The 12,030-nt window shown below is 70.4% G+C and carries 12 protein-coding genes; 9 read left to right on the top strand and 3 right to left on the bottom strand.

The annotated features are described in order from the left end of the window. Window positions 1-4: 4 nt before the first annotated feature. The 7 genes from nadC to HUV60_RS14505 all read left to right on the top strand — a co-directional run bounded on the left by nadC (window position 5) and on the right by HUV60_RS14505 (window position 5,073). On the top strand, window positions 5-1,006 hold the full coding sequence (gene nadC, locus HUV60_RS14535) for a carboxylating nicotinate-nucleotide diphosphorylase (RefSeq protein WP_257850838.1): 1,002 nt from the start codon (window positions 5-7) through the stop codon (window positions 1,004-1,006). A gap of 9 nt (window positions 1,007-1,015) precedes the next feature. Further along, complete coding sequence (locus HUV60_RS14530; RefSeq protein ID WP_257850840.1) at window positions 1,016-1,813, top strand: type III pantothenate kinase; 798 nt, start codon at window positions 1,016-1,018, stop codon at window positions 1,811-1,813. A 374-nt stretch (window positions 1,814-2,187) separates the two neighbouring features. Continuing rightward, entirely contained in the window at window positions 2,188-2,907 is a 720-nt protein-coding gene (locus HUV60_RS14525; RefSeq protein ID WP_257851726.1) for a hypothetical protein, read from the top strand. An 85-nt stretch (window positions 2,908-2,992) separates the two neighbouring features. Then, the gene (locus tag HUV60_RS14520) at window positions 2,993-3,184 is read left to right on the top strand and encodes a hypothetical protein (protein ID WP_257850841.1); all 192 of its coding nucleotides are present in this window, start codon (window positions 2,993-2,995) and stop codon (window positions 3,182-3,184) included. A 220-nt stretch (window positions 3,185-3,404) separates the two neighbouring features. Continuing rightward, window positions 3,405-3,893, top strand: a complete 489-nt coding sequence (locus tag HUV60_RS14515) for a BlaI/MecI/CopY family transcriptional regulator (protein ID WP_443047519.1) — start codon at window positions 3,405-3,407, stop codon at window positions 3,891-3,893. Between the two features lie 9 nt (window positions 3,894-3,902). Then, window positions 3,903-4,436, top strand: a complete 534-nt coding sequence (locus HUV60_RS14510) for an amino-acid N-acetyltransferase (protein ID WP_257850843.1) — start codon at window positions 3,903-3,905, stop codon at window positions 4,434-4,436. Between the two features lie 298 nt (window positions 4,437-4,734). Beyond that, window positions 4,735-5,073, top strand: a complete 339-nt coding sequence (locus HUV60_RS14505) for a histone-like nucleoid-structuring protein Lsr2 (protein WP_257850844.1) — start codon at window positions 4,735-4,737, stop codon at window positions 5,071-5,073. On the opposite strand, the gene HUV60_RS14500 is transcribed toward HUV60_RS14505, so the two are convergent. Further along, window positions 5,052-5,744, bottom strand: a complete 693-nt coding sequence (locus tag HUV60_RS14500; protein WP_257850845.1) for an SCO3374 family protein — start codon at window positions 5,742-5,744, stop codon at window positions 5,052-5,054. The two genes, HUV60_RS14505 and HUV60_RS14500, sit on opposite strands and share 22 nt — an antisense overlap. A gap of 428 nt (window positions 5,745-6,172) precedes the next feature. Between HUV60_RS14500 and HUV60_RS14495 the strand changes: the two genes are divergently transcribed. Further along, window positions 6,173-8,698 carry an ATP-dependent Clp protease ATP-binding subunit gene (locus HUV60_RS14495; RefSeq protein ID WP_257850846.1) on the top strand — a complete coding sequence of 842 codons (2,526 nt, stop codon included), beginning with the start codon at window positions 6,173-6,175 and terminating at the stop codon, window positions 8,696-8,698. 93 nt (window positions 8,699-8,791) lie between these two features. Here the strand turns inward: HUV60_RS14495 and HUV60_RS14490 are convergent, their stop codons facing one another. After that, complete coding sequence (locus tag HUV60_RS14490) at window positions 8,792-9,412, bottom strand: HAD family acid phosphatase (RefSeq protein WP_257850847.1); 621 nt, start codon at window positions 9,410-9,412, stop codon at window positions 8,792-8,794. A gap of 451 nt (window positions 9,413-9,863) precedes the next feature. Here HUV60_RS14490 and HUV60_RS14485 point away from each other — a divergent pair, with 451 nt between their 5' ends. Further along, window positions 9,864-10,577, top strand: a complete 714-nt coding sequence (locus tag HUV60_RS14485) for a M23 family metallopeptidase (RefSeq protein ID WP_257850848.1) — start codon at window positions 9,864-9,866, stop codon at window positions 10,575-10,577. Between the two features lie 53 nt (window positions 10,578-10,630). Here the strand turns inward: HUV60_RS14485 and HUV60_RS14480 are convergent, their stop codons facing one another. Next, window positions 10,631-12,022, bottom strand: a complete 1,392-nt coding sequence (locus HUV60_RS14480; RefSeq protein WP_257850849.1) for a sensor histidine kinase — start codon at window positions 12,020-12,022, stop codon at window positions 10,631-10,633. Between the last annotated feature and the right edge of the window lie 8 nt (window positions 12,023-12,030).

Below are 12,030 nucleotides of genomic sequence, written 5' to 3'. Positions count from 1 at the left end.
AGCAGTGACCACACCAGACCTTCCCCTCGCCCCGTCCGGCGGCTGCGGCGACGGCTGCGCCTGCGGCGCGGACAGCGACGAGAGCTACGGCGAGACCTACGACGAGACCTACCTGGAGTGCGGCCTCGACTCCGCGCTCGCCGAGCTCCTGGCCGACGCGGGGCTGGACCCGGTGGAGGTCGAGGACATCGCCACCGTCGCCCTCCAGGAGGACCTCGCCCACGGCGTGGACGTGACGACGGTCGCGACCATCCCCGAGGACGCCGTCGCCACCGCCGACTTCACCGCGCGGGAGGCGGGCGTGGTGGCGGGTCTCAGGGTCGCCGAGGCGGTCGTCTCGGTGGTCTGCACGGCGGAGTTCGAGGTGGAACGGCACGTGGAGGACGGAGACCGGGTGGAAGCAGGCGCCAGGCTCCTCTCCGTCACCGCCCGTACCCGCGACCTCCTCACGGCGGAACGCAGCGCCCTGAACCTCCTGTGCCGCCTCTCGGGTGTCGCCACGGCCACGCGCGCGTGGGCGGACGTTCTGGGCACAACGCAGGCCAAGGTCCGCGACACCCGCAAGACCACTCCGGGCCTGCGCTCCCTGGAGAAGTTCGCCGTGCGCTGCGGCGGTGGCGTCAACCACCGCATGTCGCTCTCCGACGCGGCCCTGGTCAAGGACAACCATGTGGTCGCCGCGGGCGGCGTCGCCCAGGCCTTCCAGGCTGTCCGGGAACGCTTCCCCGACGTGCCGATCGAGGTCGAGGTCGACACCCTGCACCAGCTCCGCGAGGTCCTGGAAGCCGGCGCCGACCTGATCCTGCTGGACAACTTCACCCCCGGCGAGTGCGAGGAGGCGGTGGCTCTCGTCGCCGGCCGCGCCGCCCTGGAGGCGTCCGGCCGGCTCACCCTCGGCAACGCGAGGGCGTACGCCGACACGGGGGTCGACTACCTCGCCGTGGGCGCCCTCACGCACTCCTCGCCGATCCTGGACATCGGCCTGGACCTGCGAGCGGCGGAGTAGGGGCCGGCCATGCTGCTGACGATCGACGTGGGCAACACGCACACCACCCTGGGCCTGTTCGACGGCGAGGACATCGTCGAGCACTGGCGGATCTCCACGGACGCGCGCCGCACCGCCGACGAGCTCGCCGTCCTCCTCCAGGGCCTGATGGGCATGCATCCCCTGCTCGGCGACGAACTGGGCGACGGCATCGACGGCATCGCCATCTGCGCGACCGTCCCCTCCGTCCTGCACGAACTCCGCGAGGTGACCCGCCGCTACTACGGCGACGTTCCCGCGGTCCTGGTCGAGCCGGGCGTCAAGACCGGCGTGCCGATCCTCACCGACAACCCCAAGGAGGTCGGCGCGGACCGCATCATCAACGCGGTCGCCGCCGTCGACCTGTACGGCGGACCCGCCGTCGTCGTCGACTTCGGCACCGCCACCACCTTCGACGCGGTCAGCGCGCGCGGGGAGTACGTCGGCGGCGTGATCGCCCCCGGCATCGAGATCTCCGTCGAGGCGCTCGGCGTCCGCGGCGCGCAGCTCCGCAAGATCGAGGTGGCCCGGCCCCGGAGCGTGATCGGCAAGAACACGGTCGAGGCGATGCAGTCCGGCATCATCTACGGCTTCGCCGGCCAGGTCGACGGCGTCGTCCGCCGGATGGTCCGCGAGCTCTCCGACGACCCCGACGAGGTGACCGTCATCGCGACCGGCGGACTCGCGCCGATGGTCCTGGGCGAGAGCACGGTCATCGACGAGCACGAGCCCTGGCTGACCCTGGTCGGCCTGCGCCTGGTCCACGAACGGAACGTGTCGCGGATGTAGCGCCACCCGGACGCGGCGCTCCGGGACCGGACGCGGGCCGCGGGCAGCCGGTCCCGAGCCGTACGGGGGCTGCCCGCCGGTCCGCACGCCTCGTGGAACGGGCCGGGCCCTGTGAGTCCACGCCGTGCGGCCCCGGGTGTTCCTGCCGCGGACCGTGACACGTTCCCGGAAAGCGCCACGGCCGGCGGAGCCGGGCTGCGGGCCCCGCTGATTCGTCACCGCGTCCGGAGCGGGACCGGGCGGCCCTCACCAGGCCCGCCCCCACCCGGGTGGAACCGCGCCCGCCCGCACGCCACACCCGTGCGCTATGCGCTGTTTGTCCGATTAGCGCGTATCGTCGTCACATGCCCACGCCCTACGGATCCCGCGGCGGCATGGCGTTCGGTGCGGAGGAGCTGTGTGTGCTCCGCCGTGCCCTCGCCCTCGCCCTGCATCCCACGTCCGCCTCGGCCGAAGACGTCCAGGACTGCCTCCGCCTCGCCGAGTCCCTCGACGAGGCGACGGGGGAGGGTGCCCGCCTGCGCGCCTTCCTGGTGGCCGACCTCGGCCGCTACCGCGCTGCCCTCCCCGGCACCGTCGTCGGCTATCTCAGGCTCCTGGAGGAGGCGCTGGGTGCCGGCTACCGCCCGGACGCCGACGACCTCGCCGCCCTCCGGGCGCTGCGCGGCAATCCCGGCGCCGCCGCTCTCCTGGACCGCTGCCGGCTCCTCGCCGAGCAGGACGTGCGCGCCCGCCTCGCCGGCCGTACGGTCCGCGTGGGCTCTGTGGGCTCTGTGGGCTCCGTGGGCTCCGTGGGGTCCGTGGGGTCCCCGCCGGGCAGTCCGTCCGCAGCTCCGCCGCCCCAGGGCCCCCTGTCCGCCGTCCCCGCCTCCCGCACGCGCCTCCTCGCCCTGCCGGGCGGCCAGGCCGCCGAGAAGCCGGAGAAGGAGCCGGAGCGCAAGCCGTCCGCTCCCCGGCCCGAACCCGCGCCGGCTCCCGACGCCCCCGCACCCGGCAACCCGAAGCCGGACCGGCCCGTCCCCACCCCGGGCGAGGTCTTCCCCCGTCGCAAGCCCGCCCCGCCCCCGCAGGGCCGGCGGCTCGCCGCGGGCTGAGAAGCCTGCCGCGGAGCCGCCGCGCGCGTCCGCCGCACCCCCACCCCCGCCCGGCCGTCAGCCGGGCCCTGGCTACCCTGGATCCATGGACTACGTCTCCGCGCTCCTGCCCCCGGCCGTCATGGCCGTCCTCTTCATCGGCGTGATCCGGGTGATCGTGAAGACCCAGGGCGGCGCCAACAAGGCCAAGGAGGACGCCGCCGTGGACGCGGCCCTCGCCCGCGCGGAGGCGCCCCACCGGGCCTCCGCCGAGACCGAGGCCCGACCGACGGGCTGACCGACGGCTGTCCGGCCGACCGCGGGCGGCGCGGGAGACGGATCCGGCGTACGACTCGAGCGTGACCGGGCGCGAGTCGTGCGCCCTTTTTTGTTCGCGTTTTGTTCGCGTTTTGTTCGCGTTCGTCGCTCTTCACGCATGATCAGCACGCCATGATATGGATTTCGCACTATTGTTACGAGGTGTGCCTCGCCCACTGGGAGAACTCGAAGACGCGGTCATGACGCGGGTGTGGAAGTGGAACCGCCCGGTCACCGTCAGGGAAGTCCTCGAAGATCTGCAGAAGGAGCGGTCCATCGCGTACACCACGGTGATGACCGTTCTGGACAATCTCCATCAGAAGGGCTGGGTGCGCCGCCAGGCGGAAGGCCGGGCCTATCGATATGAGGCGGTCTCCACCCGCGCCGCCTACGCCGCCGCACTGATGAACGAGGCCTGGTCGCGAAGCGACAACGCCGCCGCCGCACTCGTCGCCTTCTTCGGGATGATGAGCGAGGAACAGCGCCAGGCCCTCACCGATGCCGTACGCGTCGCACCCCTTCCGGAAACCACGGAACAACGCCGGCCGGCCGAACAGCCGGGAACGCCGGAACAGCAGGGAACGGAACAGCCCGGAACGGCCGGACAAGCCGGATCGTCCGAACAACCCCCGCCTGCGGAACCCTCTGTGGAGAACCCCGCCTCGGCCGAGGGCCCGCGTGGGCGATAGCGTCCGCTCATGTCAGCAGACAGCCCGGATGTCCCCGCAAAAGCCATCACCGTCCGACGGGCCCGCACCAGCGATGTCCCCGCCGTTCGTCACCTCCTTGACGCCTACGTCCGCGAGGGCATCCTGCTCGACAAAGCAACGGTGACGCTTTACGAGGCCATCCAGGAGTTCTGGATCGCGGAACGGGACGACAACGGGGAGGTCGTCGGCTGCGGCGCGCTGCACGTGATGTGGGAAGACCTTGCGGAAGTCCGCACTCTCGCGGTGAAGCCCGGGCTGAAGGGTGCCGGTGTGGGGCATCGCTTGATGGAGAAGTTGCTGCAGACGGCCCGACGGCTCGGTGTTCGCCGTGTTTTCTGTCTGACCTTCGAAGTCGAGTTCTTCGGCAAGCACGGCTTCGTGGAGATCGGCGAGACGCCCGTCGACACCGATGTGTACACCGAGCTGCTGCGTTCCTACGACGAGGGTGTCGCGGAGTTCCTCGGTCTCGAACGAGTGAAACCGAACACCCTGGGCAACAGCAGGATGCTTCTGCATCTGTGATCTTCGGCGTTCCGCATCCGGCACCTCGGGACGGAGGCCCTCGGCGGGCGACGCCAGGGCATATTCCGTACTTGCTTCCGCAGTTGCTTCGCCGCCGTGGGCCTTGCCCGGTTCCCTATGTCCGAAACGCGCACGTTTCCGGACTGCGGGCGGGCAGCCCGTCTCTCCCGGGGTTTGTGTTTTTCCGGCAAAAGCGGTTTGCTTTCCGATGTACTGCAGCAGTGGATATAACAGGGGACGGCGATACGGCGGACGCCGGTACACCCAGGCCCTGACGTTATCGATGAAAGGAAATCCGGTGGCGCAGAAGGTTCAGGTTCTTCTTGTCGACGACCTCGACGGCGGTGAGGCGGACGAGACCGTGACGTTCGCGTTGGACGGCAAGACATACGAGATCGATCTCACCACCGCCAATGCGGACAAGCTCCGTGGCCTTCTCGAGCCTTACGTGAAGGGCGGCCGGCGCACGGGAGGCCGCGCTTCGGGCGGGCGTGGAAAGGCGCGTGCCGCCGCTTCCGGCGGCAACCAGGACACCGCGGCGATCCGCGCCTGGGCGAAGGAGAACGGCCACGAGGTCAACGACCGCGGCCGGGTCCCCGCGGCCATTCGCGAGGCCTACGAGCAGGCCAACGGCTGACTGCCGGTCCGTCCCGCCCCGCGTCCCCCGGCCGGTGGTCGGCCGCAGGCGCGCAGGAGCCGGAGCCGGTGGCACTGCGTGGCCACCGTGTTCACCAGCCGTACGAGATCGGGGGCGCCCCCACGGCCCCCCGTCGCCGACAGTGTCGGCAGCGAGGCCTCGACCTCGCGCCCCGGCTCGGGGGGCCGCAGCCACACGGCGGCCCCCTGTGTGCCGGTGTGGTCCGGCGGAAGCGGCCGGACGGCACCGTGGCCGACCGCCCCCGGGGGTGGCGGGGCGTCGATGAGCCCGCCCGCGCCGACCGCGGCCAGATCGAGGGCCAGCGTGCCCCACTCCAGCCAGGCGAGCAGCCCCGGCAGTTCCTCCGCGCTGCCCACGGCCACCAGCAGCCGCGTCCGGCCGCCCTGCAGGGCCACCGGCCCCCGGAGTTCCAGACGCTCCAGCGCCGCACGGCCGGCCTCGGCGGGGACGTCCAGGACGTCGAAGCGCACCCCCACCGACAGGCGTACCGGAGAACCGGGCAGCGTCGGCCACCCCTGTTCGTCCTCGTACCAGCGCAGGACCGGGTCGTCCGGACCGCCCCGGGACCCCTCGGCCGTGGTGACGGAACGGTGCGCGGGGACGAGCGGGCCCGGGGTGACGGGGATGACGGAGAGGGCGGTGCCGGCCATGCCAGGCGCAACCGCAGGAAGACCGTCCGGGTTACGCTGGGTCTGCGTGTACATGCAAAGGGTGTCGAACGCGGAGGCGTGCGGGGGCCGGGGGGCGCGAGGTTGTTCGCCCGTAGCGGAGGGAACCCCTCTGCCCGGCATGGACCGTCGGTCGCAGCGGGTAAGACACCCCTAGTGGGAGGGGGCGACACACGGGGCGGCACGTCCCGCGTTCGCCATCGGCGTACTGGCGATAGGGGTAACTGCCTGGTCTGCGGGAACATCGTCTCGCACCATCGGGTTGGAGCATATGTCGGCGTTCGAGGTCAGGAGGCCATCGACGGTGTCGGCAGTTGGAATGAGCGGTCCCCGCTCGCGGGACTAAGCTGCGGAAGGACAGGGAGGGGAAGTTCCCCCCACTGCCTGACCGCTCTGAGGAGCGATTAACGATGTTCGAGAGGTTCACCGACCGCGCGCGGCGGGTTGTCGTCCTGGCTCAGGAAGAAGCCCGGATGCTCAACCACAACTACATCGGCACCGAGCACATTCTCCTGGGCCTGATCCACGAGGGTGAGGGTGTCGCCGCCAAGGCCCTTGAGAGCCTCGGGATTTCGCTCGAGGCGGTCCGCCAGCAGGTGGAGGAGATCATCGGGCAGGGCCAGCAGGCTCCGTCGGGTCACATCCCCTTCACCCCCCGTGCCAAGAAGGTGCTCGAGCTGTCGCTCCGCGAGGCGCTGCAGCTGGGTCACAACTACATCGGCACGGAGCACATCCTGCTCGGCCTGATCCGTGAGGGCGAGGGCGTCGCCGCCCAGGTCCTGGTCAAGCTGGGCGCAGATCTCAACCGCGTGCGGCAGCAGGTCATCCAGCTGCTCTCCGGTTACCAGGGCAAGGAGACCGCCACGGCCGGCGGTCCTGCCGAGGGCACCCCCTCGACGTCCCTGGTCCTCGACCAGTTCGGCCGGAACCTCACCCAGGCCGCCCGTGAGTCCAAGCTCGACCCGGTCATCGGGCGCGAGAAGGAGATCGAGCGGGTCATGCAGGTGCTGTCCCGCCGTACCAAGAACAACCCGGTGCTGATCGGTGAGCCCGGCGTCGGCAAGACCGCCGTCGTCGAGGGCCTCGCCCAGGCCATCGTCAAGGGCGAGGTGCCCGAGACCCTCAAGGACAAGCACCTCTACACCCTCGACCTCGGCGCGCTGGTCGCCGGCTCCCGCTACCGCGGCGACTTCGAGGAGCGCCTGAAGAAGGTGCTCAAGGAGATCCGCACCCGCGGCGACATCATCCTGTTCATCGACGAGCTGCACACGCTGGTCGGTGCGGGTGCCGCCGAGGGCGCCATCGACGCGGCCTCCATCCTGAAGCCGATGCTGGCGCGTGGTGAGCTCCAGACCATCGGCGCGACCACGCTGGACGAGTACCGCAAGCACCTGGAGAAGGACGCGGCCCTGGAGCGCCGCTTCCAGCCGATCCAGGTCGCGGAGCCGTCCCTGCCGCACACCATCGAGATCCTCAAGGGTCTGCGTGACCGGTACGAGGCGCACCACCGTGTCTCGATCACCGACGAGGCGCTGGTGCAGGCCGCCACCCTGGCCGACCGGTACATCTCGGACCGCTTCCTCCCGGACAAGGCGATCGACCTGATCGACGAGGCCGGCTCGAGGATGCGCATCCGCCGGATGACCGCGCCGCCGGACCTGCGCGAGTTCGACGAGAAGATCGCCGGTGTCCGCCGGGACAAGGAGTCCGCGATCGACTCGCAGGACTTCGAGAAGGCCGCCTCCCTGCGCGACAAGGAGAAGCAGCTCCTGGCCGCCAAGGCCAAGCGGGAGAAGGAGTGGAAGGCCGGCGACATGGACGTCGTCGCCGAGGTCGACGGCGACCTGATCGCCGAGGTCCTCGCCACGGCCACCGGCATCCCGGTCTTCAAGCTGACCGAGGAGGAGTCCTCGCGTCTGCTGCGCATGGAGGACGAGCTCCACAAGCGGGTCATCGGCCAGAAGGACGCCGTCAAGGCGCTGTCGAAGGCGATCCGCCGTACGCGCGCCGGTCTGAAGGACCCGAAGCGTCCCGGTGGTTCGTTCATCTTCGCCGGCCCGTCCGGTGTCGGTAAGACCGAGCTGTCCAAGGCGCTCGCCGAGTTCCTCTTCGGTGACGAGGACGCGCTGATCTCCCTCGACATGTCGGAGTTCAGCGAGAAGCACACGGTCTCGCGGCTCTTCGGCTCGCCCCCCGGCTACGTGGGCTACGAGGAGGGCGGTCAGCTGACGGAGAAGGTGCGCCGCAAGCCGTTCTCCGTCGTCCTCTTCGACGAGGTCGAGAAGGCCCACCCGGACATCTTCAACTCGCTGCTGCAGATCCTGGAGGACGGTCGCCTGACCGACTCCCAGGGCCGGGTCGTGGACTTCAAGAACACGGTCATCATCATGACGACCAACCTCGGCACCCGGGACATCTCCAAGGGCTTCAACCTGGGCTTCGCCGCCGCCGGCGACAAGAAGTCCAACTACGAGCGCATGAAGAACAAGGTGTCGGACGAGCTCAAGCAGCACTTCCGTCCCGAGTTCCTCAACCGTGTCGACGACGTGGTCGTGTTCCCGCAGCTGTCCCAGGAGGACATCCTCGCGATCGTCGATCTGATGATCGAGAAGGTGGACGAGCGCCTGAAGGACCGGGACATGGGTCTCGAGCTCTCGCAGTCCGCCAAGGAGCTGCTGTCCAAGAGGGGCTACGACCCCGTGCTGGGCGCCCGGCCGCTGCGCCGGACCATCCAGCGCGAGATCGAGGACTCGCTGTCGGAGAAGATCCTCTTCGGCGAACTGCGTCCCGGCCACATCGTGGTCGTGGACACCGAGGGTGAGGGCGAGAGCGCGACCTTCACCTTCCGGGGCGAGGAGAAGGCGGCCCTGCCCGACGTCCCGCCGATCGAGCAGGCGGCCGGCGGAGCCGGCCCGAATCTCAGCAAGGACGCGTAAGCACGTCAGTGCGTAACGCGTCAGCGTGACGGCAGCCGAAAGGGGCCGGTGCCCGAGAGGGGCACCGGCCCCTTTCGGCTGCCGTGTCCGGGGTTACGAGAGCTGGCCGTCGTAGTCCGGCAGCTTGTAGGTCCTCTCGGCGTGGCCGCCCGACAGGTCGGTGTCGTTGTTGCCGATGTTGGCGATGATCGTGTAGCCCTTCGACTCGATGTCGACGCGCCTGGCCGTCTTGTAGGCGGCCACGTTCCGGAACAGGTCGGTGAGGCTGCGGACGTACAGACCGGCGGACTCGTACCCGGCGTGGTCGAGGTTGTACTCGGTGAAGGCCTCGATGATGCCCGGCCGGGCGGTCACGAAGAACACCGCCACGCCGCGCTCCTGGGCGTACTGCGCGACCTCCAGGACCGGCTCGTTGGCCGGTGCCGGGAAGCTGAAGCCGAAGTCGGACTCCAGGGCGGTGTTGTCGATGTCGAGGACGATCGCCTGCTTCTCGCCCGGCCGCGGGTTCGCGATCCGCTGCTGCAGCTGTGGCAGGGCCTGGTCCATGACCGCCTGGCAGTCCCGCTGCCAGGCGTCGTAGTCGATGTCTGCGGCGGCCGGTGCGGAGGTGCCGGTGGCGGTCGCTGCCTGGGCGGGGACGGCCAGGGCCACCAGAGCCGTGGTGGAGACGGCGGTGACCGATGCGCGGCGCAGCCAGGGGCGTCGGCTTCTCATGTGGTGGGGGCCTCTCGGGCTCGTGACGCTGCCAACGGGTCGATGAGTCGTGTGCATGTTCGCCGTGGAGAGTGACGCGAGGTGAACCGTAGGGTTACCGCGCGGTAGGCGGCCAGAGAGGTGCACGCCACATTTATGGAATGTCCGCACCCCGCCCCCGGTGACATGCTCCACAGGCGTTTCGTCCGGTACTAGCCGGAATAGTGGAGAAATACTAAAAGGCAAAACAGACATTTAACGTAAAACTCTGATCGACCGGCCGCGGGTGGGGCTTTCGTCCGGTACGGGCGAGGTGTCAAGAGACGTCCGTCTCACTGTGGGAGTACGAAGGTCTGTCGTAGATGGCCCTTTTTGTGCCCGTGTGGGCGGAGGGGTTACCAAGGGATGGCCACTTCGGAGCGGACCTGTTCGCCCGATGGTTTTCCGTTGCTCCCTTCCTCGCGAGGTTCAGATGTCCCAGCGCGTCACGCCCCGTTCCTTCCTCACGTCCCACCTCCGCACCCGTGCGGCCGTCATGGCCGCCGGCGTGGGAGCCACGGCCGTCGTGGGAGCCGGGATCGCGGCCGCCGCCGACACCACGGGCGTCGGCAGCGAAACCGCCAAGGCCGTGCGGGCCCAGGCGGACGCCCAGGCCGAGGCCGCGAAGTCCGAGGCCGTGAAGACCAAGGCCGCCGAGAACAAGAAGCCCGCCGGGGCGAAGAAGGCCGAGAAGGCCGAGAAGCCGGCTCAGCCCGCCAAGAAGAAGGCGTCCTGGGTCGACCCGGTGAAGAAGTACAAGATCTCCGCGAGTTACGCCCAGGCCGGCGGCATGTGGCAGTCCGCCCACAGCGGGCAGGACTACGCGGTCCCGAACGGCACGAAGGTGGTGGCCGCGCACGGCGGCACGGTCGTCAAGGCGGGCGGCAACGGCGCCGGCGACGGCCCGGCCTACGGCAACGCCCTCGTCATCAACCACGGCAACGGGACGTACTCCCAGTACGCCCACCTCTCCGAGGTGAACGTGCAGCCCGGTCAGATGGTCAAGACCGGTCAGAAGATCGCCGCGTCCGGCAACACCGGCAACTCCAGCGGCCCCCATCTGCACTTCGAGATCCGGACCAGCCCGGACTACGGCTCCGCGATCGACCCGGTCAAGTTCCTGCACGGCAAGGGCGTGCAGTTCTGAGGGCCCCGGTCCGGCAACCCGGTCCAGGTCCCGGGTCTCCTCGGCCGGGCACCCTACGGCAGTACCGGATAACTCCCGGTGTTCGTCGGCGCGTGTTCCGGCAGCCACAGCACGGCGAGCGCCCCCTCGGACGCGCCGGCCGGCCGCACGTTGCGGAAGGTCAGCCGTGCCCCCAGCACCCGGGCCTGCCCGGCCGCGATGGTCAGGCCCAGACCGTGACCGCGCCCGGCCCGGTCCGTACTGCCGGTGCGGAACCGGCTCGGCCCCTCGGCAAGCAGGTCCGCGGGGAAGCCGGGCCCGTGGTCGCGGACCCGGACGACCCGCCCCTCGACGGAGACCTCGATGGGCGGCCTGCCGTGCCGGGCGGCATTGGCCAGCAGGTTGAACAGCACCCGCTCCAGACGCCGCGGGTCGGTGGTGACCTCCGACTCGTGCACCACGCGCACCGTGACGTCCGGGCCTCCAGGTCCTCCCGTCTGGATCGGTCCGGGCCCGCGGGCCCCGGCCCGATCCAGACGGGAGGACCTGACCGCGACCCGCCGGGTGACGAACTCGCCCAGCAGGATGTCCTGCAGCTCGGCCCGCTCGGACGCGCCGTCCAGCCGGGCCACCTCCAGGACATCCTCGACCAGGGTGCGCATGGCCTTCGCCCGGTCCAGCACCAGCTCGGTGGGCCGGCCGGGCGGCAGGAGTTCGGCGGCGGTCAGCAGACCGGTGACCGGGGTACGCAGTTCGTGCGCGATGTCGGCGGTGACCCGGCGTTCGGCCTCCAGCCGCTGACGCAGCGCGTCCGCCATCGCGTCCACCGCGCTGGCCAGGTCGTCGGTCTCGTCCCGGACGACCCCGCCGATGGCCTCGCGCACCCGGACCTCCGTCTCCCCCTTGGCGACCCGGTTGGCGGCGCTCGCCGCCTTGCGCAGCCGGCGTGACAGGTGCCCGCCGATCAGCACCCCGAGCGCGCTGCCGCCCAGGACGACCGCGATGGAACCGATCACCAGGGCCTGGTCGAGGTCCTTGAGGATGTCCGAGCTGCGGTCCGTGAAGCCTGAATGCAGGGACATGACATGGCCGTTCTTCAGCGGTACGGCCGCCCAGATGTCCGGCGCCCCGCCCGGCCGGTCGGCCACGTAGGTGGCCCGTCGGCCCTCCTCCACCTTCGCCCGCAGCTCCGTCGGCAGTTCGGGGTCGTCGACCTTGGTGTCGGGGAAGTTCAGCCGCCCGGACAGCTCGTAGTTGCGCTGGGCGATCATGATGCGCTCGTCGGCGAGATCGCGCGCGTTGTCCAGCATCGACACCCGGGCGGCGTTGTGCACGACCAGGCTCAGCGCGACCGCCACCAGCGCGCCGACCAGGGCGATGGCGGCACTGAGCTTCCATCTCAGCCCGGTGAGGACGCCCGCCCGCTCGAGCCCCGCACCCACCAGCCGTCCGACGTGTCGCCGCATGTCCGTGT

Source organism: Streptomyces sp. KMM 9044, assembly GCF_024701375.2.
Classification (GTDB): Bacteria; Actinomycetota; Actinomycetes; order Streptomycetales; family Streptomycetaceae; genus Streptomyces.
This window is presented reverse-complemented; position numbering and strand designations above follow the sequence as displayed.

Excerpts from the sequence above, each read along its gene's own strand:
- HUV60_RS14530 (WP_257850840.1), top strand. The coding sequence starts at position 1,016 with ATGCTGCTGACGATCGACGTGGGCAACACGCACACCACCCTGGGCCTG.
- HUV60_RS14525 (WP_257851726.1), top strand. The coding sequence starts at position 2,188 with ATGGCGTTCGGTGCGGAGGAGCTGTGTGTGCTCCGCCGTGCCCTCGCC.
- HUV60_RS14520 (WP_257850841.1), top strand. The coding sequence starts at position 2,993 with ATGGACTACGTCTCCGCGCTCCTGCCCCCGGCCGTCATGGCCGTCCTC.
- HUV60_RS14515 (WP_443047519.1), top strand. The coding sequence starts at position 3,405 with ATGACGCGGGTGTGGAAGTGGAACCGCCCGGTCACCGTCAGGGAAGTC.
- HUV60_RS14510 (WP_257850843.1), top strand. The coding sequence starts at position 3,903 with ATGTCAGCAGACAGCCCGGATGTCCCCGCAAAAGCCATCACCGTCCGA.
- HUV60_RS14500 (WP_257850845.1), bottom strand. The coding sequence starts at position 5,744 with ATGGCCGGCACCGCCCTCTCCGTCATCCCCGTCACCCCGGGCCCGCTC.
- HUV60_RS14495 (WP_257850846.1), top strand. The coding sequence starts at position 6,173 with ATGTTCGAGAGGTTCACCGACCGCGCGCGGCGGGTTGTCGTCCTGGCT.
- HUV60_RS14490 (WP_257850847.1), bottom strand. The coding sequence starts at position 9,412 with ATGAGAAGCCGACGCCCCTGGCTGCGCCGCGCATCGGTCACCGCCGTC.
- HUV60_RS14485 (WP_257850848.1), top strand. The coding sequence starts at position 9,864 with ATGTCCCAGCGCGTCACGCCCCGTTCCTTCCTCACGTCCCACCTCCGC.
- HUV60_RS14480 (WP_257850849.1), bottom strand. The coding sequence starts at position 12,022 with ATGCGGCGACACGTCGGACGGCTGGTGGGTGCGGGGCTCGAGCGGGCG.